We start from the raw sequence: 23,820 nt of genomic DNA on the forward strand, positions 1-23,820 counted from the left end.
TATCCCTCGTATCATCAGTGCAGTCATGCTGCTGGGTTCGGCTGGCCTTTATGGTTGTGCAGGGCACCAGAACAGCGAGCGGGCAGTGCAGCAAGCCAGTGCCGACTTCCAGAAAGTCAGAGAAGATACCAACGTTCTGCGCGGCGCCCCCAAAGATGTTATTCGTGCCGGCGAATTGTTAGGGCGTGCCGAGCGTTTGTCCGGCTATTGGGGCAGTGGCGCAGACGTCAGCCATTACGCTTACCTTAGCGGCCGCTACAGCGAAATTGCTCGCGAGCATACTAACCTGATGCTCAATCAGGAACAGTTGGCCAAGTCGGAGCTAGACCGTCAGCGCCTGCAACTCGCGTTGCGTGAAGCCAAATTGTCCAGTGTGCAGCAGCAAGGCAAATGGCTGGAGGAGCAGATGGTTGCTCTGGCCACCATCCAGACTGATCGCGGTCTGGTCATGACCCTGGGCGACGTACTATTTGATACGGGGAACGCTGAGCTAAAAAGTTCGGCCAATCGCACGGTGCTCAAGTTGGTGCAATTTCTTCAGCTTAATCCCAAGCGCGTCGTGCGGATCGAAGGCTATACCGACAGCACAGGCGGCAAGCAGGAAAACCTTGAGCTTTCCAGGGATCGGGCGCAGTCGGTGGCTGATTTGCTGATGGATCTGGGTATTGACGAGAAGCGTCTTCAGGTCGAAGGCTATGGGGATGAATTCCCTGTCGAAGCGAATGCCTCGGAGCGTGGAAGGGCGCAGAATCGTCGGGTTGAAATCGTTTTTTCCGACGACAAAGGCCATTTGGGTGCAGCGCGCTAGGCGTTCTCGTTAAAGAAACCCGGTAACCGCAAGGTGCCGGGTTTTTTTTGAGAAAAATGGGGGCGAACAGGGGGTTTTTCGATGGAATTGTTTTATCACTGCTGAGGAGGGCTATCATTTCTAGAAACTGTCCCCGTACACTTCCCTACTGTTACGGTAGTCACCCGTCTTGAACACTCTATAAAAATAAGTTGTCAGCAGCATCGAGGGCCGCGTCATGACCAATCTTCTACTTTATCAACGCATTGCTCAGCAGCTGGCTGAGGATATTCGCCGGGGTGTCTATCAGCCCGGTGAGCGCGTGCCCTCTGTACGCAAAATGAGTTCGCAGCTCAATGTGAGTCATGCAACAGTGTTGCAGGCCTATGCAAACCTTGAAGATCAAGGTTTGATCCGGGCGCGGCCGCAGTCGGGTTATTACGTGCACCAGACACCGGCGTTGACTGCGCCCACTCCGGACATTGCTCGCGTAGAGCGTCCTGGTCTGGTCACCCGCAGTAGCATCATCCAGCAGGTTTTAGTCGAGTCACGCCGTGAAGGTGTATTTCCGTTAGGGGCTGCAGTGCCTCACGTAGACTATCTGCCAGTGCGGGCGTTGCATCAGCAACTGGCAAAAGTGACGCGTTTTCAGAGTCCGCGCGCTTTTAGCTATATGTTCAGTCCCGGTTTCGAGCCGTTGCGCCGTCAGGTTGCCATTCGCATGCGCGATGCCGGGGTGGTGGTCGATCCGTCCGAGGTGGTGATTACCCACGGTTGTGTCGATGCGTTGCAAATGTCCTTGCGGGTACTGACCAGGCCCGGTGATCTGATCGCGACTGAGTCGCCCACCTATTATGGTTTGTTGCAAATGGCCGACCTTCTGGGGCTCAAGGTCATCGAGATTCCGAGTGATCCTGCCACCGGCATCAGCCTTGAAGCGTTGCAGTTGGCGGCCAACCAGTGGTCGATCAAGGCGTTGGTGATGACGTCGCGTCTGAGTAATCCATTGGGAGGGACCGTGCCTGAAGAGCGACAGAAGCATCTGTTGCGACTCGCCTCGGATTTTGATATTCAGATTGTGGAAGACGACATTTATGGCGAGTTGATGTTTGAACTCGGGCGAACCAAAGCGTTGAAGGCCTTTGATCGGTTGGGTAGGGTGATTTATTGCTCGAGTTTTTCCAAGACCTTGGCGCCTGGTGTGCGTATCGGCTGGACGATTGCCGGAAAGTATCAAGCAGAAATCCAGCGATTACAGACATTCAGCACTCATTCGGCATGCAGCGTCACCCAAATGGGCGTTGCTGCTTACCTGGAAAATGGCGGTTATGACCGACATTTAAGGTTCATTCGCCTGGAGTACCGCAAAAATTTGAGCGCGTTCCAGTTGGCGGTGCAACAGTACTTCCCTGAAGGGACTCAAATGAGTCGGCCGACGGGAGGATTTATTCTGTGGGTAAGCTTGCCTGGGCGGGTTAACACTCAAGAGTTGCATGTACGCGCCCTGGAGCAGGGAATCAGCATCGCGCCGGGGCTTATTTTTAGCAATACAGAACAGTTCAATCACTGTATTCGACTCAACTGTGGTATCCCGTGGAACCGCGAAGCGGAGCGCGCACTGATGACCTTGGGCATGCTCGCCAAGCAACTGTGTCAAGAAACGGCGCAAGCTTACTGAGGTATTACCCCGCGGGTGAGTACTGTGCTCGGCGCCTCTTTACTCGTCCGGTTTGAATCTGCTGGCTTGTCATGAACCCTTCAACAGGCCAGCATATGGCCCTCTGCCTTGCTGCCATTTATGTCTATGAATTTTCTTCGTTGTATCGGGTTGCTGTTAATTGTACTGGCGAGTGCCTGTGGTCCTGAAAAACCTGCTGCGCCGGTGCCCAAGGTCGTGTCTGGGGCGGCGTCAGGTATACCAGTGGGCGCCGGGGGGGGGGCGGTCGTCGTGCCGCCTGCGCCAATCGCACCGCAGGTGCATATCCATGAGTTGAAACCTAACATTCCGGTGGTTCCGGTAGTGGTGACCTCCTCGGCCAGGGCGTCAGTACAAAAGACTGTCTCCAGCAAAGCCACATCCGAATCGCCCCCTGCCAAGCCTCGCGCACCAATGTCCAGCAAGACCAAGCCTGCGAGTGAAGTGGTGCGGCAAGCTCGTCTCTCCCAGCCGAATCTGGACTTGAGTCTGCCGACAGATATGGTCAAGGAGATGGCACCCGTTGGTACGGTGGCGCCCATCGTTAACAAGTCTTTATTGCCACCCATGTTTGGCGAGAAAAAAACGGCTCCGGAAGGTCCTTTCCAGCTCAACGGCCGCTTACTGAATAACGCAATGAAGCTGCAAATGCGCGACGAAAATCGGCGGGAAGTCGAGGGTGCTGCCCTCGATTTCGAGTTCAAGCAGTAGCGCTAAAGAACAGTCTGCCGTCAGACTGATTTCAAACGGGCGTTTAAGCGGGTAATATCCTTCGACTTTAACCATTGCCGGTCGCGAGGATATTCGTTATGGACTGTCGTCCAGATTGCGGGGCCTGCTGCATCGCACCCTCCATCAGTTCGCCTATTCCTGGCATGCCCAATGGCAAGGCCGCAGGAGAACGTTGCCTGCATCTTTCTGTCGAATCGCTGTGTGCTTTGTTCGGCAGGCCTGATCGGCCTGCGGTGTGCAGTGCGTTTTCGGCGGATGAGGAGGTCTGCGGGTCGAACCAGGCGGAGGCTATTCGTCTGATTGGCTGGTGGGAGCAAGCGACCGCAGTGGCTTGATGGCCTTTACTTAAGCAGAACTGATTTCCCGCAAACCGGTTTACCAGAACTTCGACAACAAGGAATAAAACAATGGGTTCGCTGCATCGGATAGCTGTTGTGTGTGGTTTGACTGTATTGATGGCTGCTGCCGCTCAGGCTGAAGACTGGAAAGTTGCGAAGGATGAGGGGGGTATCAATATCTCCTTGAGCGAAGTGGCGGGCTCCAAGTACAAGGCTTATCGCGGTATCACTATAATCAAGGCAAGTGTGGCCAAGTTGCGCGGCCTGCAGGAAGATGTTGTGGGCGCTTGTACCTGGATTCATGAATGCAAGTCGCAGAAGTTGCTCAAGTCTGACGGCGTCAGGACGTGGACTTACGCTCAGTTCAATACGCCTTGGCCTGTGACTCCGCGCGACTCAGTGTTGCTGGTGACTTCCGAGCAGGGCGCTGATGGCACCCTGACGCGCACGCTAAAGGGCGTGCCAACGTATATCCCCGAGGAAAAAGGCTTTGTGCGGGTTGCGCAAGTAGAAGGTCTCTGGAAGTTCGTTCCCAAAGGTGCCGATCAAACTGAAGTGACGTATCAGGTTCATACAGAGCCGGGTGGTAGCGTGCCGTCCTGGCTGGCCAACAAGTTTGTGGTGGACGCTCCTTTCAATACCTTGAAGGCGTTGAAAGAGAAGGCAGAGAAGTAATCGATTCTGATCGTCGGGGGGGCAACTTTCCCTGCGGTACAAAAAAGGGCTGCCAATGGCAGCCCTTTTTTATTCCCGATGGTTGAGGTCGAGAATGGTTTGCAGTCTTACTTACGATCTTCCAGCGGCACGATGTCGCGAGACACGTAGCCGGTGTACAGCTGGCGAGGACGGCCAATCTTGTACGGGCTTGAGAGCATTTCTTTCCAGTGCGAGATCCAGCCGACAGTCCGCGCCAAGGCGAAGATCACGGTGAACATGCTGGTCGGAATGCCGATAGCTTTCAGGATGATGCCCGAGTAGAAGTCTACGTTCGGGTACAGGGAGCGTTCGATGAAGTACGGGTCGGTCAGGGCGATCTCTTCGAGACGCATGGCCAGTTCCAGCTGCGGATCGTTGGTGATGCCCAGCTCTCTGAGTACTTCGTCGCAGGTCTGCTTCATCACGGTGGCGCGCGGATCGCGGTTTTTGTAAACCCGGTGACCGAAGCCCATCAACTTGAACGGATCGTTCTTGTCTTTGGCCTTGGCAATGAATTTGTCGATGTTCGAGACATCGCCAATTTCATCGAGCATAGCCAATACTGCTTCGTTGGCGCCGCCGTGTGCCGGACCCCAAAGGGCTGCGATGCCGGCAGCGATACAGGCGAACGGGTTGGCCCCTGAGGAGCCAGCCATGCGCACAGTAGAGGTCGACGCGTTCTGCTCGTGATCGGCGTGCAGGATAAAGATCTTATCCATTGCCTTGGCCAACACCGGGCTGATCGGTTTGATCTCGCAGGGGGTGTTGAACATCATGTGCAGGAAGTTTTCTGCGTAGTTCAGGTCGTTGCGCGGGTACATCATGGGTTGCCCCATGGAATATTTGTACACCATCGCTGCCAGAGTAGGCATTTTGGCAACCAGACGGATCGCGGAGATTTCACGATGCTGCGGGTTATTGATGTCCAGAGAGTCGTGATAGAACGCCGACAGGGCACCCACCACGCCGCACATAACGGCCATTGGGTGAGCGTCGCGACGGAAACCGTTGAAGAATGTCTTCAACTGTTCGTGCACCATCGTGTGGTTCTTCACGGTGATCACGAATTGGGCTTTCTGTTCAGTCGTTGGCAGTTCGCCGTTGAGCAACAGGTAGCAGGTTTCCAAGTAGTCCGATTGTGCAGCAAGCTGCTCGATCGGGTAACCGCGGTGCAACAGGATGCCTTTGTCACCGTCGATATAGGTAATCTTCGACTCGCAAGAGGCGGTCGACATGAAACCAGGGTCGAATGTGAAGTGGCCGGTGGCGGTTAGACCGCGAACGTCGATTACATCGGGACCCACGGTGCCGGTCAGAATTGGCAGCTCGACGGGGGCTGCGCCCTCGATGATCAACTGCGCTTTTTTGTCAGCCATGTGGCCTCCTATATATGCTTCAAATCATCAGACAGACCCCCCACGCAGGGCCCGCACCACTATAGTGAGATAAATCTTAAAGTCAATTTGCCTAAAGTCTTGCTGCTGGGGGCTTTGGGCGAGGTTTTTTCATGAAGATCCGAGCCGTTTACGCCTTTTATAAGTCGGGCGCAATTGCCTATTAGCGTGAAGTCTGCGCGTTGTCATTAGTGACCTAACTGTCTATACTCTGGCTCCGACCGCCGGGGGCTTTAGGGCCTGTTTCATAGGGGTCGTCACTCCCTGGGTGGTGGGTACCTGACCAGTGCACTTCCCAACAACTTTGCCCTGATTGTTAGGGGCTCTTCAAGTGTGAAAAAAAGCCGTGAATAGCCAACGACCTGTAAACCTCGACCTAAGGACCATCAAACTCCCAGTCACTGCTTACACGTCCATTCTTCACCGTATTTCCGGTGTCATCCTCTTTGTCGGCCTTGCCATCATGCTTTATGCATTGGGCAAATCGCTGGGCTCTGAGGAAGGTTTCGGGGAAGTGAAGGCGTGTTTGACCAGTGTGCTAGCCAAGCTAGTAATTTGGGGCCTGCTGTCCGCCTTGCTGTATCACTTGGTGGCAGGTATTCGCCACCTGATCATGGACATGGGCATCGGTGAAACGCTGGAAGGCGGCAAACTGGGCTCGAAAATCGTTCTCGCCGTCTCCGCGGTGCTGATCGTTCTGGCGGGAGTATGGATATGGTAACCAACGTCACTAACCTGTCGCGTTCGGGCCTCTATGACTGGATGGCGCAGCGCGTATCTGCGGTCGTGCTCGCGGCTTATTTCATATTCCTGATCGGGTACCTCATCGCGAACCCTGGCCTGGGGTACGCCCAATGGCACGCGCTGTTCGCTAACAACGCGATGCGTATCTTCAGTCTGCTGGCCTTTGTTGCTCTGGGCGCTCACGCCTGGGTTGGCATGTGGACCATCGCAACCGATTACCTGACGCCGATGGCGCTGGGCAAGTCCGCGACTGCAGTACGTTTCCTCTTCCAGGCTGTCTGCGGCATCGCGATGTTCGCTTACTTCGTCTGGGGTGTGCAGATTCTTTGGGGTATCTGATTCATGGCTAACATTAATACGCTTTCTTTTGACGCTATCATCATTGGTGGCGGCGGCGCTGGCATGCGCGCAGCATTGCAGCTGGCCCAGGGCGGTCACAAGACCGCTGTAGTTACAAAGGTATTCCCGACTCGTTCCCATACCGTTTCTGCTCAGGGTGGCATTACCTGTGCCATCGCCTCCGCAGATCCAAACGATGACTGGCGCTGGCACATGTACGATACCGTCAAGGGCTCCGATTACATCGGTGACCAGGACGCTATCGAATACATGTGTTCCGTAGGCCCTGAAGCGGTCTTCGAACTTGAGCACATGGGTCTGCCGTTCTCCCGTACCGAGCAAGGCCGCATCTATCAGCGTCCATTTGGCGGTCAATCAAAAGACTTTGGCAAGGGCGGTCAGGCTGCACGTACTTGCGCAGCTGCCGACCGTACCGGTCACGCGTTGTTGCACACTCTTTACCAAGCCAACCTGAAAGCCGGCACTGTATTCCTCAACGAATACTATGCAGTGGATCTGGTGAAAAACCAGGACGGCGTGTTCGTCGGTATCATCGCGATCTGCATCGAAACCGGTGAAACTTCGTACATCCGCGCAAACGCGACGGTACTGGCCACTGGCGGCGCTGGTCGCATCTACTCGTCGACCACCAACGCACTGATCAATACCGGTGACGGTATCGGCATGGCGCTGCGTGCAGGCGTGCCGGTTCAGGATATCGAGATGTGGCAGTTCCACCCAACCGGCATCGCCGGCGCAGGTGTACTGGTTACAGAAGGTTGCCGTGGTGAAGGTGGTTACCTGATCAACAAGCACGGCGAGCGTTTCATGGAGCGTTATGCTCCGAACGCCAAAGACCTTGCTGGTCGTGACGTGGTAGCACGCTCCATGGTTAAAGAGATCATCGCCGGTAACGGTTGTGGTCCAGATGGCGATCACGTAATGCTCAAGCTCGATCACCTGGGCGAAGAAGTGTTGCACAGCCGTCTGCCAGGTATCTGCGAATTGTCCAAGACATTCGCTCACGTCGATCCAGTGACCGATCCGGTTCCTGTGGTTCCGACATGCCACTACATGATGGGTGGTGTTGCCACCAACATTCATGGTCAGGCAATCACCCAGAACGCTGCTGGCGTTGACACCATCATTCCAGGTCTGTTCGCTGTCGGCGAAGTGGCTTGTGTATCGGTGCACGGGGCTAACCGTCTGGGCGGTAACTCGTTGCTCGACCTGGTGGTCTTCGGCCGCGCAGCCGGTATCCATCTGGAACAAAGCCTGCGTGAAGGTGTTGAATACCGCCGCGCAACTGAAACCGATGTTGACTTCGCACTCGAGCGCCTTGCTGGCTTGAACGCGCGGACCACCGGTGAAGACGTCGCTTCGCTGCGTAAAGAATTGCAAAGCTGCATGCAGAACTACTTTGGTGTGTTCCGTACTGGCGAATACATGCAGAAGGGTATTGCTCAGTTGGCAGGCCTGCGCGAGCGCATCGCCAACGTCAAGATCAACGACAAGAGCCAAGCGTTCAACACGGCTCGGATCGAAGCTCTGGAACTGCAAAACCTGCTGGAAGTTGCCGAAGCTACCGCGATTGCCGCAGAAAATCGTAAAGAGTCCCGTGGCGCTCATGCCCGTGAAGACTTTGAAGATCGCGATGACGTGAACTGGCTGTGCCACACCCTGTATTTCCCGGGTGAAAAACGCGTAGCCAAGCGTGCCGTGAACTTCTCGCCGAAGACTGTTCCGACTTTCCAGCCCATGATCCGCACTTATTAAGGGTGGCCGATATGTTGCAAGTCAGTGTTTATCGCTACAACCCGGATCAGGACGCTGCACCGTTCATGCAGGAATTCAAGGTCAATACCAACGGTAAAGACTTGATGGTTCTGGACGTGCTGGCCCTGATCAAAGAGCAGGACGAGGGTTTCTCCTATCGTCGCTCTTGCCGTGAAGGCGTGTGTGGCTCAGACGGCATGAACATCAACGGTAAAAACGGCCTGGCATGTATCACGCCGCTGTCTGCCGTGGTCAAGGGCAACAAGCTGGTGGTCCGTCCACTGCCTGGTTTGCCGGTTATTCGTGACCTGGTCGTCGATATGAGCATCTTCTATAAGCAGTACGAGAAGGTGAAGCCTTACCTGCTGAACGACACGCCGGCTCCGGCCATCGAGCGTCTGCAGTCGCCAGAAGAACGCGAGAAGCTGGACGGTTTGTACGAGTGCATTCTGTGCGCTTGCTGCTCGACTTCCTGCCCGTCCTTCTGGTGGAACCCTGACAAGTTTCTCGGTCCAGCTGCACTGCTGCAAGCCTACCGTTTCCTGGCTGACAGCCGTGACACTCATACCCAGGAACGTCTGGCTTCGCTGGATGACCCGTTCAGCGTTTTCCGCTGCCGCGGGATCATGAACTGCGTGAACGTGTGTCCGAAGGGCCTGAACCCAACCAAGGCTATCGGTCACGTTCGCAGCATGCTGCTGCAAAGCGGCGTCTGATTTGACTGTTGTACTCGTAGCACCGCAACACCCGTAACTGATGTACCTGTACTAGCTGCGGCGCAGGCTTCAACCGGCGCCGTAGTTTTAACCTGAGCAGTAGCTCATAAAGCTGCGGCTCTTACTTTGAAGAAATGAGACCAGCAGGGGCATCCGGGCTGGTACCCGGACTATCTGCGTGAACCTTGGTGGCTTGTCTGAGTCGTTTCACATGGACTTTGTCAGGTTTACTGCGGTGTCTTCGCCGGTGGTGTCCCCTTACCGAGGGTGACCAAGCATGCAAGAAAGCGTGATGCAGCGCATGTGGAACAGTGCCCACCTTTCCGGTGGTAACGCTGCCTATGTGGAAGAGCTCTACGAGCTCTACCTGCACGACCCTAACGCTGTGCCAGAAGAATGGCGCACCTACTTTCAGAAGTTGCCAGCTGACGGCAGCACTGCCACCGATGTTTCGCACTCGACAATCCGCGATCACTTTGTGTTGCTGGCCAAAAACCAGCGCCGCGCCCAGCCGGTTTCCGCCGGTAGCGTGAGCAGCGAACACGAGAAGAAGCAGGTTGAAGTTTTGCGACTGATCCAGGCTTATCGGATGCGAGGCCATCAGGGCGCCCAACTCGATCCGCTGGGATTGTGGCAACGTCCTGCGCCAGCCGACTTGTCGATCAATCATTACGGTCTGACGAACGCTGATCTTGATACAACCTTCCGCGCCGGGGATTTGTTCATCGGCAAAGAGGAAACTAGCCTACGCGAAATTCTCGAAGCGTTGCAGCAGACATATTGCCGCACCATTGGCTCTGAATTTACCCATATTGTCGATTCCGAGCAGCGTAACTGGTTTATGCAGCGCCTCGAAAGCGTGCGCGGGCGTCCAGCGTTCTCCGCTGACATCCAAAGCCACTTGCTCGAGCGCGTGACTGCCGCTGAAGGCCTGGAAAAATACCTGGGTACCAAATACCCCGGCACCAAGCGTTTCGGTCTGGAAGGCGGCGAAAGCCTGATCCCGATGCTGGATGAGTTGATCCAGCGTTCGGGCTCTTACGGCACCAAAGAAATCGTGATCGGCATGGCCCACCGGGGACGTCTGAACGTCCTGGTCAACACCTTCGGCAAGAACCCGCGCGATTTGTTCGACGAGTTCGAAGGCAAGAAAAAGGTCGAGCTCGGTTCCGGTGACGTTAAATATCACCAGGGCTTTTCGTCCAACGTGATGACAGCCGGTGGCGAAGTCCACTTGGCGATGGCATTCAACCCGTCTCACCTGGAGATCGTTTCTCCTGTGGTAGAAGGGTCGGTGCGTGCACGTCAGGATCGTCGTAACGATCCGACCGGTGACAAGGTTCTGCCAATTTCCATCCACGGTGACGCTGCGTTCGCAGGTCAAGGCGTGGTCCTGGAAACCTTCCAGATGTCGCAGACTCGCGGCTTCAAGACGGGCGGCACGGTCCATATCGTCATCAACAACCAGGTTGGCTTCACCATCAGCAACCCGGAAGACGCGCGCTCCACTGAGTACGCAACCGACGTTGCCAAGATGATTCAGGCGCCGATTCTCCATGTGAATGGTGATGACCCTGAAGCCGTCGTGTTCGTGACCCAGTTGGCCATCGACTACCGCATGCAGTTCAAGCGTGACGTGGTGATCGATCTGGTCTGCTACCGTCGTCGTGGCCACAACGAAGCTGACGAACCAAGCGGTACCCAGCCGTTGATGTACCAGCAGATTGCCAAACAGCGCACCACTCGCGAGCTGTATGCCGAGCGCCTGACCCTGGCTGGTATTCTCGACGACGCGCGCGTGCAGGCAAAAATCGACGACTATCGCAATGCGCTGGACGACGGTCTGCATGTAGTAAAAAGCCTGGTCAAAGAGCCGAACAAAGAACTGTTCGTCGATTGGCGTCCATATCTGGGCCATGCCTGGACTGCTCGTCACGACACCCGTTTCGACTTGAAGACCTTGCAAGAACTGTCCGCCAAACTGATGGAGCTGCCAGAAGGCTTCGTGGTTCAGCGCCAGGTGTCGAAGATCTACGAAGATCGTCAGAAAATGCAAGTTGGCGGCCTGCCGATCAACTGGGGTTACGCCGAAACCATGGCGTACGCGACCCTGGCATTCGAAGGTCATCCGATTCGCATGACCGGTCAGGACATCGGCCGCGGTACGTTCTCGCACCGCCATGCGACGCTGCATAACCAGAAAGATGGCGCTACCTACATTCCTCTGCAGAATCTGTACAAAGGTCAGCCACGTTTCGACCTGTACGACTCCCTGCTGTCGGAAGAAGCGGTATTGGCGTTCGAATACGGTTATTCGACCACCGAGCCTAATGCACTGGTTATCTGGGAAGCCCAGTTCGGCGACTTCGCCAACGGTGCCCAAGTGGTTATTGACCAGTTCATCACCAGTGGCGAGCACAAGTGGGGCCGTCTGTGCGGTCTGACCATGCTGCTGCCGCACGGTTATGAAGGTCAGGGGCCAGAGCACTCGTCTGCGCGTCTGGAGCGTTACCTGCAATTGTGCGCCGAGCACAATATTCAGGTGTGCGTACCGACGACCCCGGCTCAGATCTACCACTTGTTGCGTCGTCAGGTCATTCGTCCGCTGCGTAAACCGCTGATTGTGCTGACGCCGAAGTCCCTGTTGCGCCACAAACTGGCAATTTCGACCCTGGAAGATCTGGCTGAAGGTTCGTTCCAGACTGTTATTCCAGAAGTCGACGTGCAGGATCCGGAAAAAGTAGGTCGCCTCGTGCTGTGTAGCGGCAAGGTCTACTACGACCTCCTGGAAAAACGCCGTGCCGAAGGTCGTGATGACATCGCCATCGTACGTATTGAGCAGCTGTACCCGTTCCCGGAAGACGACTTGATCGAAGTCCTGGGCCCGTACAAAAACCTCAAGCACATCGTCTGGTGTCAGGAAGAGCCAATGAACCAGGGCGCCTGGTACTGCAGCCAGCATCACATGCGTCGTATCATCAGCGGTCACAACAAGGCATTGGTCCTTGAGTACGCTGGTCGTGACGCCTCTGCGGCTCCTGCTTGTGGTTATGCATCAATGCACGCCGAGCAGCAGGCAAAACTGCTGCAAGATGCCTTCACTGTTTAACGCCTTCGTGCATTAGAAACCGAATTTAAGGAATTACAGATAATGGCTATCGAGATCAAAGCCCCCTCTTTCCCGGAATCAGTTGCCGATGGCACCATTTCCAAATGGCATAAACAGCCGGGCGAAGCGGTAAAGCGTGACGAGCTGCTGGTCGACATCGAGACTGACAAAGTTGTTCTCGAAGTGTTGGCTGAAGCTGACGGCGTGTTGGCATCGATCGTGAAGGGCGAGGGCGAGACTGTCCTGTCCAATGAACTGATCGCAACCCTGGATGCAGGCGCTACTGCCTCTGCTGCTCCAGTGGCTGCCGCTCCTGCTGCAACAGCCCAAGCAGCGGCGGCTCCAGCCGCTGCTGCTGGCGACGAAGATGCAATCGGTGCTCCAGCTGCGCGCAAGCTGGCTGAAGAAAACGGCATCAACCTGAACAACGTCAAAGGCACTGGTAAAGATGGTCGTGTGACCAAGGAAGACGTGGTCGCTGCGATTGAAGCGAAGAAATCCGCTCCAGCCGCTGCCCCTGCGCCTGCCAAAGTCGCTGCGGCTGCTCCAGTGTTCTCTGCCGGTGATCGGGTTGAGAAGCGCGTTCCTATGACCCGCCTGCGTGCCAAGGTTGCAGAACGTCTGGTTGATGCTCAGTCGAACATGGCGATGCTGACTACGTTCAACGAAGTCAACATGAAGCCGGTCATGGACCTGCGTTCGAAGTACAAGGACCTGTTCGAGAAGTCGCACAACGGCGTACGTCTGGGCTTCATGTCGTTCTTCGTGAAAGCGGCCACAGAAGCGCTGAAGCGCTACCCTGCGGTCAATGCCTCGATCGACGGCACTGACATCGTTTACCACGGCTACTCCGACGTCGGTGTTGCCGTGTCCAGCGACCGTGGTCTGGTTGTGCCGGTGCTGCGTAACGCCGAACTGATGAGCCTGGCTGAAATCGAAGGCGGCATTGCCAACTTCGGCAAGAAAGCCAAAGACGGCAAGCTGACCATGGACGACATGACTGGCGGTACCTTCACCATCTCCAACGGTGGTACCTTCGGTTCGTTGCTGTCGACCCCGATCGTCAACCCGCCACAAGCCGCTATTCTGGGTATGCACAAAATCCAGGAGCGTCCAATGGCGGTCAAGGGTGAGGTCGTGATCCTGCCGATGATGTATCTGGCACTCTCGTATGACCACCGTTTGATCGACGGTAAAGAAGCAGTTACCTTCCTGGTTACCATCAAGGACTTGCTGGAAGACCCGGCTCGTCTGCTGCTGGATATCTGATTTCGTCTGTCGGGCAGGGTCGCGGTTGATCGCGATGTCCTGCCTGATTGTTGAATGAACCAGCTTCGTCCCACGACGGTCCTCACAAGGGACCGTCCGGTTTGATTTGAAAAAGGAATGACTCATGACCCAGAAATTCGATTTGGTAGTGATTGGTGCTGGCCCTGGCGGCTATGTTGCCGCTATCAAGGCAGCGCAACTTGGTCTCAAGACTGCCTGCATCGAGAAATATCAGGACAAGGAGGGCAAACTGGCCCTTGGCGGTACTTGTCTGAACGTTGGCTGCATTCCTTCCAAGGCGCTGTTGGATAGCTCCTGGAAATTCTACGAAGCTAAAAACGGCTTCAAAGTCCACGGTATCTCGACGTCCGAAGTGACCATGGATGTACCCGCCATGGTTGGTCGTAAATCGGCCATCGTTAAAGGTCTGACTGGCGGCGTAGCCAGCCTGTTCAAAGCCAATGGTGTGATTTCCCTGCAGGGCCACGGCAAGCTGCTGGCCGGCAAGAAAGTCGAACTGACCCGCCCTGATGGCACGGTTGAAGTGATCGAAGCCGAAAACGTGATCCTCGCTTCTGGCTCGCGTCCAATCGACATTCCTCCTGCACCGGTCGATAACAACATTATCGTCGACTCCACCGGCGCCCTTGAATTCCAGCAAGTTCCGAAACGCCTGGGCGTGATCGGCGCTGGCGTGATCGGCCTTGAACTGGGTTCGGTCTGGGCTCGTCTGGGTGCACAAGTCACTGTCCTCGAAGCTCTGGAAAAATTCATTCCAGCGGCTGACGAGCAGGTTTCCAAAGAAGCCTTGAAGACCTTCACCAAACAAGGTCTGGACATCAAGCTTGGCGCACGCGTGACCGGTTCCAAGGTCAGCGGCGAAGAAGTTGTGGTGACCTACACTGACGCCACTGGCGAACAGACCATTACCTTCGACAAGCTGATTGTTGCTGTTGGCCGTCGTCCGGTGACTACTGAGTTGTTGGCTTCCGACAGCGGTGTGACCATCGACGAACGCGGCTTTATCTTCGTTGATGATCAGTGCGCTACCAGCGTTCCAGGCGTGTATGCCATTGGTGACGTGGTTCGTGGTCTGATGCTGGCGCACAAGGCCTCGGAAGAGGGCATCATGGTCGTTGAGCGTATCAAGGGCCACAAAGCCCAGATCAACTATGACCTGATTCCTTCGGTTATCTACACCCATCCGGAAATCGCATGGGTCGGTAAAACCGAGCAAACCTTGAAGGCTGAAGGCGTTGAAGTTAATGTTGGCACCTTTCCGTTTGCTGCCAGTGGCCGTGCCATGGCTGCAAACGATACCGGCGGCTTTGTAAAAGTTATCGCCGACGCCAGGACTGACCGCGTATTGGGCGTTCACGTTATTGGTCCAGGCGCAGCAGAGTTGGTACAGCAGGGCGCAATCGCTATGGAATTCGGCAGCAGTGCTGAAGATATCGGGATGATGGTTTTCTCTCACCCGACGTTGTCCGAAGCGTTGCATGAAGCAGCACTGGCAGTGAATGGTGGCGCCATCCACATCCAGAATAAAAAGAAACGTTAAGACAATAAGAAGCCACGACGGACTGCCCGTCGTGAGCCTTGCTAGCAAGTCTCACCGCGGAACGTCCGCCGGACTCAAGCTTATGGGCGCCTTCAGGAACGTACAGAGCATTGTTTCGGCACATTCCTGAGGTCATCCGAGGTAGCGGTCACAGGTGGTGCGGCACTTCTCGAAGTGCAGCACCGAATGCGCAGCACTAACGAAGACGGTAATAAGAATGAATCTTCACGAATATCAGGGTAAGCAGCTCTTCGCTGAATACGGCCTGCCAGTATCCAAAGGCTACGCAGTAGACACCCCGGAAGCAGCAGCAGAAGCTTGCGATAAAATTGGCGGGACCGAATGGGTCGTCAAAGCCCAGGTTCACGCGGGTGGTCGCGGTAAAGCGGGTGGCGTAAAGCTGGTTCGTAGCAAAGAAGAAGCCAAGGCTTTCGCTCAACAGTGGTTGGGCAAGCGTCTGGTGACTTATCAGACTGATGCCAATGGTCAGCCAGTCACCAAGATCCTGGTTGAAACCTGCACCGACATCGCCAAAGAGCTGTACCTGGGCGCTGTAGTGGATCGTTCGAGCCGTCGCATCGTGTTCATGGCTTCCACCGAAGGTGGTGTGGACATCGAGAAAATCGCTAACGACACCCCTGAGAAGATTCTTAAGGCCACTATCGATCCGCTGGTAGGCGCTCAGCCTTTCCAGGGCCGTGACCTGGCTTTCCAACTGGGCCTTAAAGGCGACCAGATCAAGCAGTTCACCAACATCTTCGTTGGCTTGGCCAAGCTGTTCCAGGACTACGACCTGGCTCTGCTGGAAGTGAACCCGCTGGTTATCAAGGCTGACGGCAACCTGCATTGCCTCGATGCCAAGATCAACATCGATCCTAACGCTGTTTACCGCCAGCCAAAGCTGAAAGCTTTCCACGATCCATCGCAAGATGATCCGCGCGAAGCTCACGCTGCCAAGTTCGAACTGAACTACGTGGCGCTGGAAGGTAACATCGGTTGCATGGTCAACGGTGCTGGCCTGGCCATGGGCACCATGGACATCGTCAATCTGCATGGCGGCAAACCAGCCAACTTCCTCGACGTTGGCGGTGGCGCTACCAAAGAACGCGTAACTGAAGCGTTCAAGATCATTCTGTCCGACAGCAATGTCGCTGCAGTGTTGGTCAACATCTTCGGCGGCATCGTTCGTTGCGACATGATTGCCGAAGGCATCATCGGCGCAGTGAAAGAAGTTGGCGTGAAAATCCCGGTTGTTGTTCGCCTTGAAGGTAACAACGCTGAACTGGGCGCTAAAGTACTGGCAGAAAGCGGTTTGAACATCATCGCGGCTACCAGCCTGACCGACGCTGCTCAACAAGTTGTCAAAGCTGCGGAGGGCAAGTAATGAGCGTCCTGATCAATAAAGACACCAAAGTCATCTGCCAGGGTTTCACTGGCGCACAAGGTACTTTCCACTCCGAGCAAGCCATTGCCTACGGCACCAAAATGGTTGGCGGCGTGACACCGGGCAAAGGCGGTACAGTTCACCTGGACCTGCCAGTGTTCAACACTGTGCGTGAAGCAGTAGAAGCCACTGGCGCTACCGCCAGCGTGATCTACGTTCCAGCACCGTTCTGCAAGGATTCCATCCTTGAAGCAGCATTCAGCGGTATCAAGCTGATCGTCTGCATCACTGAAGGCATCCCTACCCTGGACATGCTTGATGCCAAGGTCAAGTGCGACGAACTGGGTGTGGTCCTGATCGGGCCTAACTGCCCAGGCGTGATCACTCCAGGCGAATGCAAGATCGGCATCATGCCCGGTCACATTCACTTGCCAGGTAAAGTCGGTATCGTGTCGCGTTCCGGCACCCTGACTTACGAAGCTGTGAAGCAGACCACAGACGCCGGTTTCGGTCAGTCCACTTGCGTGGGCATCGGCGGTGACCCGATCCCGGGCGCAAGCTTCATCGACATCCTGAAGCTGTTCCAGGCAGACCCGAAGACTGAAGCGATCGTTATGATCGGTGAAATCGGCGGTTCGGCTGAAGAAGAAGCGGCTGCCTACATCAAGGCACACGTGACCAAACCGGTTGTTTCCTACATCGCTGGTGTGACTGCCCCTGCGGGCAAGCGCATGGGCCATGCTGGCGCAATCATCTCTGGCGGCAAAGGCACTGCAGACGAGAAATTCGCTGCGCTGCAAGACGCGGGTGTAAAAACCGTGCGTTCGCTGGCAGACATCGGTAAAGCTTTGGCTGAACTGACTGGTTGGGCTATCAAGTAAGCTTCTGCTGACCTGACAACGCAATCAACAAAGGCCACCTTCGGGTGGCCTTTGTGCTTTCTGGCATTTAACGACTGACAGGCGATCGCTGTCCTCACTGTCACAAATACGACATGGTAAGTCGTTAATGAGACAGTACGCCCTACAATAGTGCGTTCCATGGCCTGATTCGTTAGGCTACTTGCCATTTTGCGTACCCGGGTCCCATAAGGAGCCGTTTCGCTTTACGTGCCTGTCTTATAAGGACCGGCATCATTTCCCTAACCCTCCGGGAAATCCCCTCTAAATTCCGATTCAGTAGTGTGGTATTTCCGTAATGAAAGTGTTGAAAGGCCAGGACATTCTGGCACTTGGTTTTATGACGTTTGCCCTATTTGTCGGGGCTGGCAATATCATCTTCCCTCCCATCGTGGGTTTGCAGGCCGGGCCGCAGGTGTGGATGGCGGCGCTGGGCTTCCTGGTTACCGCAGTGGGTCTTCCGGTGGTCACGGTCATCGCTCTGGCCAAGGTCGGCGGCGCGATGGATGCGCTGAGCAGCCCGATTGGTAAAGTCGCTGGCGGCATTCTCGCGGCGGTCTGCTACCTCGCGGTGGGGCCGCTGTTCGCGACCCCACGCACGGCCACCGTGTCGTTCGAAGTGGGGCTGGCGCCATTGACGGGTGACAGCCCGCTGGCGCTGTTTCTGTATAGCCTGGTGTACTTCCTTGTCGTGTTCTGGGTGTCGCTGTACCCGGGTCGTCTACTCGACACCGTGGGTCGCTTCCTTGCCCCGCTAAAAATCTTCGCGTTGGCCGTACTGGGGATTGCTGCATTTGCCTTGCCCGCTGGCGACATCGGGGTTGCCGAGCCAGCGTACGTGGCTGCGCCGTTCTCTCAAGGCTTTATCAATGGGTACCTGACCATGGATACCCTTGGGGCGTTGGTGTTCGGCATTGTGATCGTCAACGCTATCCGCTCGCGGGGCGTTGATTCGCCACAGCTGATCACTCGTTACGCAATCATTGCCGGGCTGATCGCCGGCCTGGGTCTGGCACTGGTCTATATCTGCCTGTTTCGCTTGGGGGCAGGCAGCCATGCGATAGCGGCAGGGGCGAGTAACGGTGCTGTGGTGCTGCACGCCTACGTGCAACATACCTTCGGTTCGCTGGGCAGTGGATTTCTTGCGGTGCTGATCTCGTTGGCCTGTCTGGTGACGGCTGTCGGCCTGACCTGCGCCTGCGCCGAATATTTCAGCAATATCTTGCCGCTGTCTTACAAAGCGCTGGTGATCCTGCTGGCTGGTTTTTCGTTGCTGGTGTCCAATCTGGGGCTGACCAAGCTGATTCTATTCTCCATCCCGGTGCTGACAGCGATCTACCCGCCGTGCATCGTCTTGGTGGCGCTGAGCTTCTGCAAGGACTTCTGGCACTCACAAAGTCGCATCGTCGCACCAGTGATGTTGGTGTCGTTGTTGTTTGGCATCATCGACGCCTGCAAGGGTGCGGGTCTCGCCGATTGGCTGCCGACTCGACTGGCGCATTTGCCGTTGAGTGAGCAAGGCCTGGCGTGGCTGGTGCCAGCGGTGATCACGCTGGCCGGTGCAGTCATCTGCGACCGGCTGCTGGGCAAGCGCCGCGAAGCGCTGGCCTGAAGTCACTCGCTAACATTGCACGGGTGGATCGCGCTCTTCCTGTCGCATGCTGCAACACTCAAACAGCCCTGCATTTAATAGTGCGGGGCTTTTTTTGCACGCGTGATCAGTGTCTTTTTCCATGGGGTGTCGTCGAAGCACAGAGAATGCTCTTTACTGTTCTCAATCCTGCCCACGCGCTTCGGAATACTGCATGTCGTTCATTCAAGCCAATCTAATTCATCTCATGGCAGCACTCTGGTTCATCATCTGCTGGGGTGGTTATACCCGCTATGCCAGCCTGAAGGCCGCCGACACTGCTTGCCTGGCCAGCGTTTTGCACCTTTATCGGGAGGACTGGATGCGCCGAATGCTGCTGCGTGACAACCGTATCGCCGATGCCAGCGTGATCGGTAATCTGGAACGTAACGCCTCTTTTTTCGCGTCGAGCACCTTGATCATCCTTGCCGGCATTCTCACTGTGTTGGGCGCTTCCGAGCGGGCAGTATCGCTGTTGGCGGACATTCCCATGGTCCAGCAGGTTTCGCAGGGCATGTCAGAAATCAAACTGTTGTGCCTGGCATCCGTCTTCGTCTACGCCTTTTTTACATTCAGTTGGTGCATGCGTCAGTACAACTTCGCGGCGGTGCTGATCGGCTCTGCGCCCATGGTCGGTGAGCGTCATGTCAGCGAGTTGGAGCGCAAGTCGTTTGCCTTACGCGCTGCCCGGGTTATCTCCATGGCTGCCAACCAGTTCAACTTCGGGTTGCGCGCTTACTATTTCGGCATGACGATGCTCGCCTGGTTTGTCAGCCCCTGGTTATTCATGTTGATGAGCACAGGGGTGGTGCTGGTGTTGTACCGGCGGGAGTTTCATTCCGATGTGTTGCAAGTGATGGTCTACACCCAAACGGAGGCTCCGACTGCGGAGCCCATCAAGGAGACGACGGCGTTATGAGTATCCCTTTCTGGTGTTTGTTTATCAGCGCGGTGTTGATTTATGTGGCGCGGATTCCGGTCGGCAAAGCGATGAAAGAGCAGGGTGGTTACAACAACCATTTGCCGCGTGCCCAGCAGGCGCAATTGACCGGTTATGGCGCCCGCGCATTGGCGGCGCATCAGAACAGTTTCGAAGCGTTCGTGTTGTTTTCGGCGGGGGTGTTTGTCGCCCATACCACGCAGACCCAAGGCTTTTTAATTGATGGGATCGCCGTGGTTTTCGTGATTGCGCGTTTGATTTTTCTGGGAGCGTATCTGGCGGATATTCCAACCGTGCGCAGCCTGGCCTGGTTTGTCGGGCTGTTGTGTTCGTTGGGATTAATGCTCAGCCCGTTGCTGCGCTGAGACTAATGAAGCCCGCTACGAGCGGGCTTCATGGCCTGAAAACGTCTCAGCTTACTTGGTAGTGGTTGGTGCTGGGGCCTGGCCGTTGGCTTCTTTGGCGCGCTCTTGAGCGGCTTCAGCATTCTTCTGGGCAGCGTCCTGACTTTCTTTGGCGGCGTCGTTGACTTTGTCTTGGGCCTTGTTCATCGACTCTTGGGATTCTTGCGCTGCTTTGTTGGCATCTTGCTGTTTGTTCTCGCTGGCTTTATTGCACGCGGCGAGACCCAGAGTGGCAGAAAGCATCAGGACACAGGCTAAAGATTTACGCATGGGGTGTTTCTCCTTATCAAAGATATCTACTAGCCTTTCGAGCGCCGGCCCATAAATTTAGTTCCACCTGTCCTACAGATATATAAAGGTTGATGTTTTAGGCGCTTTACGCTGAGGCTATGCTGGCCTCCTATAAAAATAATCAGAGTCAGCGTTCAATGAGCGATAACCCCATTTTTGAGCGCGCGGTGCGCTTTATTTCGGTGCTCCGGCATTGCCAGGTTCTGGGCATGCGCGTGCACCGCGCAGATACCGAAGGCATGACCCTGATCCTCCCCTACAGTCCGCACATCGTTGGTGATCCGCAAACCGGCGTTATCCATGGCGGCGCGCTGACGTCGCTGATGGACACCGCCTGCGGGATTGCCACGCTTTGCGTGCTGCCGGAGTTTGAAGTGTGCCCGACTCTCGATCTGCGCATCGACTATATGCATCCCGCTGAACCACACAAAGACGTCTTTGGTTTTGCCCAGTGTTATCGGGTGACCACCGACGTTATGTTTATCCGGGGTTTTGCTTATCAGGCTGACCCGCAACAGCCGATTGCCCATGTGGTCGGGACGTTCATGCGCATGGGCAAGGGGGCTGCTGCAGGCAGTAAGGGGTTGGGCGGCTCGATCAATGGCGGTGCGTTATGACGATTGATTTCAAGGACCAGGTTCGCCAGGCTCGTGAACAGGGCAGCTATGAAAGATTGTTCGAGCTGATTCCCTACGCGAAACTGATCGGTATTGAATGTTCGCGTCAGGATGATGCGTTGCTGTTTCGCCTGCCTGCCAACAAGGACAATATCGGTAACCCCCTGTTACCGGCCCTTCACGGCGGCGTGATCGCAGGCTTCATGGAGTTGGCGGCAGCCATGCATTTGCTGGTTGCCACCGGATCGGGCTCAGTCCCCAAGATCATCGACTTCTCGGTCGACTACCTGCGTGCCGGTTATTTTCGGGACACCTATGCGCAGTGCCAGGTCTGGCGGCAGGGGCGACGGGTGGCCAATGTCGCTGTTACCGCCTGGCAGAGCACCTCGGCCGAGCCCGTTGCCACGGCGCGGGCGCATTTTAAAATCGAAGAATCATAGATCGACACGTATAAGCCCTTGAAAAATCGGACCCAGCCCCCATTTTGATGACATCCCGCCGCTGTGTATGCGGCTTGTGCCATCTGATTGGAGTTTGATAACCATGAGTGTGGAAACTCAAAAGGAAACCCTGGGCTTCCAGACCGAGGTAAAGCAACTGCTGCACCTCATGATCCATTCGCTGTATTCCAACAAGGAAATTTTCCTTCGCGAATTGATCTCGAACGCCTCTGACGCTGTCGACAAATTACGTTTCGAAGCGTTGTCCAAACCGGACTTGCTCGAAGGCGGCGCTGAGCTGAAAATCCGTGTGAGCTTCGACAAGGACGCGAAAACCGTCACGCTCGAAGACAACGGCATCGGCATGAGCCGTGAAGATGCGATTACCCACTTGGGCACTATCGCCAAGTCGGGCACTGCTGACTTCATGAAGAACCTGTCCGGCGATCAGAAGAAAGATTCGCACCTGATCGGCCAATTCGGTGTGGGCTTTTATTCAGCGTTCATCGTTGCCGACAAGGTTGAAGTGTTCAGCCGCCGTGCTGGCGTACCTGCCAGCGAAGGCGTGCATTGGGCGTCCAAGGGCGAAGGCGAGTTCGAAATCGCGACCCTTGAGAAAGCTGATCGTGGTACCCGTATCGTTCTGCACCTGAAAAGCGCTGAAGGTGAATTCGCCGACGGTTATCGTCTGCGCAACATCATCAAGAAGTACTCCGATCACATTGCTTTGCCGATCCAGTTGCCGAAAGAACAGGCCGCTGTCGAAGGTGAAGCTGCACCTGAGCTGGAATGGGAAACCGTCAACCGCGCCAGCGCACTCTGGACCCGTCCGCGCACTGAGGTGACGGACGAGGAATACCAGGAATTCTACAAACACGTCGCTCACGATTTCGAAAACCCACTGAGCTGGAGCCACAACAAGGTCGAAGGCAAGCTGGAATACAGCTCGTTGCTGTACGTTCCGGGCCGTGCGCCTTTCGACCTGTATCAGCGTGAAGCGCCGCGTGGGCTGAAGCTCTATGTCCAGCGCGTATTCGTCATGGACCAGGCTGAGTCGTTCTTGCCGTTGTACATGCGGTTCATCAAGGGCGTGGTCGATTCCAATGACCTGTCTTTGAACGTATCCCGTGAAATCCTGCAGAAAGACCCGATCATCGATTCGATGAAGTCGGCGCTGACCAAGCGCGTGCTGGACATGCTGGAAAAACTGGCGAAGAACGAGCCTGAGCAATACAAAGGCTTCTGGAAAAACTTCGGTCAGGTCATGAAAGAAGGCCCGGCAGAAGATTTCGCCAACAAAGAAAAAATTGCCGGCTTGCTGCGCTTTGCGTCGACCCATGAAGACGGCGGTGAGCAAGTTGTGGCGCTTGCTGAATATCTGGCGCGCGCCAAGGAAGGTCAGGACAAGATCTATTACCTGACTGGCGAAACTTACGCTCAGGTCAAGAACAGCCCGCACCTGGAAGTTTTCCGCAAGAAAGGCATCGAAGTGCTGCTGTTGACCGACCGTATCGATGAGTGGCTGATGAGCTACCTCAGCGACTTCGACGGCAAAGGTTTTGTCGACGTGGCCCGTGGTGACTTGGATCTGGGCAAGCTTGATTCCGAAGAGGACAAGAAAGCCCAGGAAGAAGTCGCCAAGGATAAAGAAGGCTTGATCGAACGGCTGAAAGTCGCTCTGGGCGACGCAGTCAGTGAAGTGCGGGTTTCCCACCGCCTGACCGACTCTCCTGCGATTCTGGCGATTGGCGAGCAGGACCTCGGTCTGCAGATGCGTCAGATTCTCGAGGCCAGTGGCCAGAAGGTTCCGGAGTCCAAGCCGATCTTCGAATTCAATCCGGCCCACCCATTGATTGCCAAACTTGATACTGAGCAGAGTGAAGAGCGATTCGGCGACCTGTCGCACATTCTCTTCGATCAGGCGGCCCTGGCCGCAGGTGATAGCTTGAAAGACCCAGCCGCTTATGTGCGCCGTCTGAACAAGCTCTTGGTAGAGTTGTCGGTTTAAACACCCGGTATGAAAATCCCGCCTCGGCGGGATTTTTTTTAGTCATTTTC

General features: G+C 55.6%; 22 protein-coding genes. 20 read left to right on the plus strand and 2 right to left on the minus strand.

What is annotated here, in order from left to right:
• The first annotated feature begins 25 nt into the window (after nucleotides 1-25).
• From RGU44_RS04595 to RGU44_RS04615, 5 genes are all read left to right on the plus strand, one after another.
• The gene (locus RGU44_RS04595; protein WP_407074636.1) at nucleotides 26-808 is read left to right on the plus strand and encodes an OmpA family protein; all 783 of its coding nucleotides are present in this window, start codon (nucleotides 26-28) and stop codon (nucleotides 806-808) included.
• A gap of 217 nt (nucleotides 809-1,025) precedes the next feature.
• Nucleotides 1,026-2,465, plus strand: a complete 1,440-nt coding sequence (locus RGU44_RS04600) for a PLP-dependent aminotransferase family protein (protein ID WP_219060797.1) — start codon at nucleotides 1,026-1,028, stop codon at nucleotides 2,463-2,465.
• Nucleotides 2,466-2,897: 432 nt separating this feature from the next.
• Complete coding sequence (locus RGU44_RS04605) at nucleotides 2,898-3,194, plus strand: hypothetical protein (RefSeq protein ID WP_322215867.1); 297 nt, start codon at nucleotides 2,898-2,900, stop codon at nucleotides 3,192-3,194.
• Nucleotides 3,195-3,292: 98 nt separating this feature from the next.
• Nucleotides 3,293-3,550, plus strand: coding sequence for a YkgJ family cysteine cluster protein (locus RGU44_RS04610; RefSeq protein ID WP_322179550.1), 258 nt, complete (start codon nucleotides 3,293-3,295; stop codon nucleotides 3,548-3,550).
• 72 nt (nucleotides 3,551-3,622) lie between these two features.
• Nucleotides 3,623-4,228: an START domain-containing protein gene (locus RGU44_RS04615; protein WP_322215870.1), complete on the plus strand. Its 606-nt coding sequence runs from the start codon at nucleotides 3,623-3,625 to the stop codon at nucleotides 4,226-4,228.
• A 107-nt stretch (nucleotides 4,229-4,335) separates the two neighbouring features.
• Here the strand turns inward: RGU44_RS04615 and gltA are convergent, their stop codons facing one another.
• Nucleotides 4,336-5,625: a citrate synthase gene (gltA, locus tag RGU44_RS04620; protein ID WP_322179548.1), complete on the minus strand. Its 1,290-nt coding sequence runs from the start codon at nucleotides 5,623-5,625 to the stop codon at nucleotides 4,336-4,338.
• A gap of 364 nt (nucleotides 5,626-5,989) precedes the next feature.
• On the opposite strand from gltA, the gene sdhC reads away from it, so the two are divergent.
• The 12 genes from sdhC to RGU44_RS04680 all read left to right on the plus strand — a co-directional run bounded on the left by sdhC (nucleotide 5,990) and on the right by RGU44_RS04680 (nucleotide 20,375).
• Complete coding sequence (gene sdhC, locus RGU44_RS04625; protein ID WP_322179547.1) at nucleotides 5,990-6,364, plus strand: succinate dehydrogenase, cytochrome b556 subunit; 375 nt, start codon at nucleotides 5,990-5,992, stop codon at nucleotides 6,362-6,364.
• Complete coding sequence (gene sdhD / locus RGU44_RS04630; RefSeq protein WP_219060803.1) at nucleotides 6,358-6,726, plus strand: succinate dehydrogenase, hydrophobic membrane anchor protein; 369 nt, start codon at nucleotides 6,358-6,360, stop codon at nucleotides 6,724-6,726. The genes sdhC and sdhD overlap by 7 nt, the downstream gene beginning before the upstream one ends.
• Before the next feature lie 3 nt (nucleotides 6,727-6,729).
• Nucleotides 6,730-8,502 carry a succinate dehydrogenase flavoprotein subunit gene (gene sdhA, locus RGU44_RS04635; protein WP_219060804.1) on the plus strand — a complete coding sequence of 591 codons (1,773 nt, stop codon included), beginning with the start codon at nucleotides 6,730-6,732 and terminating at the stop codon, nucleotides 8,500-8,502.
• 11 nt (nucleotides 8,503-8,513) lie between these two features.
• Complete coding sequence (locus RGU44_RS04640) at nucleotides 8,514-9,218, plus strand: succinate dehydrogenase iron-sulfur subunit (protein ID WP_219060805.1); 705 nt, start codon at nucleotides 8,514-8,516, stop codon at nucleotides 9,216-9,218.
• 277 nt (nucleotides 9,219-9,495) lie between these two features.
• Nucleotides 9,496-12,327 (plus strand): 2-oxoglutarate dehydrogenase E1 component, encoded by a 2,832-nt coding sequence (locus RGU44_RS04645; RefSeq protein ID WP_322179546.1) that lies wholly within the window; start codon nucleotides 9,496-9,498, stop codon nucleotides 12,325-12,327.
• A gap of 42 nt (nucleotides 12,328-12,369) precedes the next feature.
• Complete coding sequence (gene odhB / locus RGU44_RS04650; RefSeq protein WP_322179545.1) at nucleotides 12,370-13,596, plus strand: 2-oxoglutarate dehydrogenase complex dihydrolipoyllysine-residue succinyltransferase; 1,227 nt, start codon at nucleotides 12,370-12,372, stop codon at nucleotides 13,594-13,596.
• Between the two features lie 124 nt (nucleotides 13,597-13,720).
• Complete coding sequence (lpdA, locus tag RGU44_RS04655) at nucleotides 13,721-15,157, plus strand: dihydrolipoyl dehydrogenase (RefSeq protein ID WP_322179544.1); 1,437 nt, start codon at nucleotides 13,721-13,723, stop codon at nucleotides 15,155-15,157.
• 217 nt (nucleotides 15,158-15,374) lie between these two features.
• A complete protein-coding gene (gene sucC / locus RGU44_RS04660; RefSeq protein ID WP_322179543.1) occupies nucleotides 15,375-16,541 on the plus strand; it encodes an ADP-forming succinate--CoA ligase subunit beta in 1,167 nt (388 codons plus the stop codon).
• Nucleotides 16,541-17,422 (plus strand): succinate--CoA ligase subunit alpha, encoded by an 882-nt coding sequence (gene sucD / locus RGU44_RS04665; protein ID WP_322179542.1) that lies wholly within the window; start codon nucleotides 16,541-16,543, stop codon nucleotides 17,420-17,422. The genes sucC and sucD overlap by 1 nt, the downstream gene beginning before the upstream one ends.
• Nucleotides 17,423-17,738: 316 nt before the next feature.
• Nucleotides 17,739-19,052, plus strand: coding sequence for a branched-chain amino acid transport system II carrier protein (gene brnQ / locus RGU44_RS04670; protein WP_322179541.1), 1,314 nt, complete (start codon nucleotides 17,739-17,741; stop codon nucleotides 19,050-19,052).
• Nucleotides 19,053-19,245: 193 nt separating this feature from the next.
• On the plus strand, nucleotides 19,246-19,989 hold the full coding sequence (locus tag RGU44_RS04675; protein WP_322179540.1) for a DUF599 domain-containing protein: 744 nt from the start codon (nucleotides 19,246-19,248) through the stop codon (nucleotides 19,987-19,989).
• Complete coding sequence (locus RGU44_RS04680) at nucleotides 19,986-20,375, plus strand: MAPEG family protein (RefSeq protein ID WP_322179539.1); 390 nt, start codon at nucleotides 19,986-19,988, stop codon at nucleotides 20,373-20,375. Before RGU44_RS04675 ends, RGU44_RS04680 begins: the two co-directional genes overlap by 4 nt.
• A 51-nt stretch (nucleotides 20,376-20,426) precedes the next feature.
• Here the strand turns inward: RGU44_RS04680 and RGU44_RS04685 are convergent, their stop codons facing one another.
• Nucleotides 20,427-20,684: a hypothetical protein gene (locus tag RGU44_RS04685; protein ID WP_322179538.1), complete on the minus strand. Its 258-nt coding sequence runs from the start codon at nucleotides 20,682-20,684 to the stop codon at nucleotides 20,427-20,429.
• Between the two features lie 158 nt (nucleotides 20,685-20,842).
• Between RGU44_RS04685 and RGU44_RS04690 the strand changes: the two genes are divergently transcribed.
• The 3 genes from RGU44_RS04690 (at nucleotide 20,843) to htpG (ending at nucleotide 23,770) form a co-directional block, all read left to right on the plus strand.
• Nucleotides 20,843-21,322, plus strand: a complete 480-nt coding sequence (locus RGU44_RS04690) for a PaaI family thioesterase (RefSeq protein ID WP_322215874.1) — start codon at nucleotides 20,843-20,845, stop codon at nucleotides 21,320-21,322.
• Nucleotides 21,319-21,762, plus strand: a complete 444-nt coding sequence (locus tag RGU44_RS04695) for a PaaI family thioesterase (RefSeq protein ID WP_322179536.1) — start codon at nucleotides 21,319-21,321, stop codon at nucleotides 21,760-21,762. The genes RGU44_RS04690 and RGU44_RS04695 overlap by 4 nt, the downstream gene beginning before the upstream one ends.
• A 103-nt stretch (nucleotides 21,763-21,865) precedes the next feature.
• The gene (gene htpG / locus RGU44_RS04700; protein WP_322179535.1) at nucleotides 21,866-23,770 is read left to right on the plus strand and encodes a molecular chaperone HtpG; all 1,905 of its coding nucleotides are present in this window, start codon (nucleotides 21,866-21,868) and stop codon (nucleotides 23,768-23,770) included.
• Nucleotides 23,771-23,820: the final 50 nt, after the last annotated feature.

It is taken from the genome of Pseudomonas sp. 5C2 (assembly GCF_034314155.1).
GTDB lineage: Bacteria > Pseudomonadota > Gammaproteobacteria > Pseudomonadales > Pseudomonadaceae > Aquipseudomonas.

Coding starts and splice junctions, on each gene's coding strand:
- htpG (WP_322179535.1), top strand. CDS start 21,866: ATGAGTGTGGAAACTCAAAAGGAAACCCTGGGCTTCCAGACCGAGGTA.
- gltA (WP_322179548.1), bottom strand. CDS start 5,625: ATGGCTGACAAAAAAGCGCAGTTGATCATCGAGGGCGCAGCCCCCGTC.
- lpdA (WP_322179544.1), top strand. CDS start 13,721: ATGACCCAGAAATTCGATTTGGTAGTGATTGGTGCTGGCCCTGGCGGC.
- RGU44_RS04615 (WP_322215870.1), top strand. CDS start 3,623: ATGGGTTCGCTGCATCGGATAGCTGTTGTGTGTGGTTTGACTGTATTG.
- sucD (WP_322179542.1), top strand. CDS start 16,541: ATGAGCGTCCTGATCAATAAAGACACCAAAGTCATCTGCCAGGGTTTC.
- sucC (WP_322179543.1), top strand. CDS start 15,375: ATGAATCTTCACGAATATCAGGGTAAGCAGCTCTTCGCTGAATACGGC.
- RGU44_RS04600 (WP_219060797.1), top strand. CDS start 1,026: ATGACCAATCTTCTACTTTATCAACGCATTGCTCAGCAGCTGGCTGAG.
- RGU44_RS04690 (WP_322215874.1), top strand. CDS start 20,843: ATGAGCGATAACCCCATTTTTGAGCGCGCGGTGCGCTTTATTTCGGTG.
- brnQ (WP_322179541.1), top strand. CDS start 17,739: ATGAAAGTGTTGAAAGGCCAGGACATTCTGGCACTTGGTTTTATGACG.
- RGU44_RS04610 (WP_322179550.1), top strand. CDS start 3,293: ATGGACTGTCGTCCAGATTGCGGGGCCTGCTGCATCGCACCCTCCATC.
- RGU44_RS04605 (WP_322215867.1), top strand. CDS start 2,898: ATGTCCAGCAAGACCAAGCCTGCGAGTGAAGTGGTGCGGCAAGCTCGT.
- RGU44_RS04595 (WP_407074636.1), top strand. CDS start 26: ATGCTGCTGGGTTCGGCTGGCCTTTATGGTTGTGCAGGGCACCAGAAC.
- RGU44_RS04645 (WP_322179546.1), top strand. CDS start 9,496: ATGCAAGAAAGCGTGATGCAGCGCATGTGGAACAGTGCCCACCTTTCC.
- RGU44_RS04675 (WP_322179540.1), top strand. CDS start 19,246: ATGTCGTTCATTCAAGCCAATCTAATTCATCTCATGGCAGCACTCTGG.
- odhB (WP_322179545.1), top strand. CDS start 12,370: ATGGCTATCGAGATCAAAGCCCCCTCTTTCCCGGAATCAGTTGCCGAT.
- RGU44_RS04640 (WP_219060805.1), top strand. CDS start 8,514: ATGTTGCAAGTCAGTGTTTATCGCTACAACCCGGATCAGGACGCTGCA.
- sdhA (WP_219060804.1), top strand. CDS start 6,730: ATGGCTAACATTAATACGCTTTCTTTTGACGCTATCATCATTGGTGGC.
- RGU44_RS04685 (WP_322179538.1), bottom strand. CDS start 20,684: ATGCGTAAATCTTTAGCCTGTGTCCTGATGCTTTCTGCCACTCTGGGT.
- sdhD (WP_219060803.1), top strand. CDS start 6,358: ATGGTAACCAACGTCACTAACCTGTCGCGTTCGGGCCTCTATGACTGG.
- RGU44_RS04680 (WP_322179539.1), top strand. CDS start 19,986: ATGAGTATCCCTTTCTGGTGTTTGTTTATCAGCGCGGTGTTGATTTAT.
- RGU44_RS04695 (WP_322179536.1), top strand. CDS start 21,319: ATGACGATTGATTTCAAGGACCAGGTTCGCCAGGCTCGTGAACAGGGC.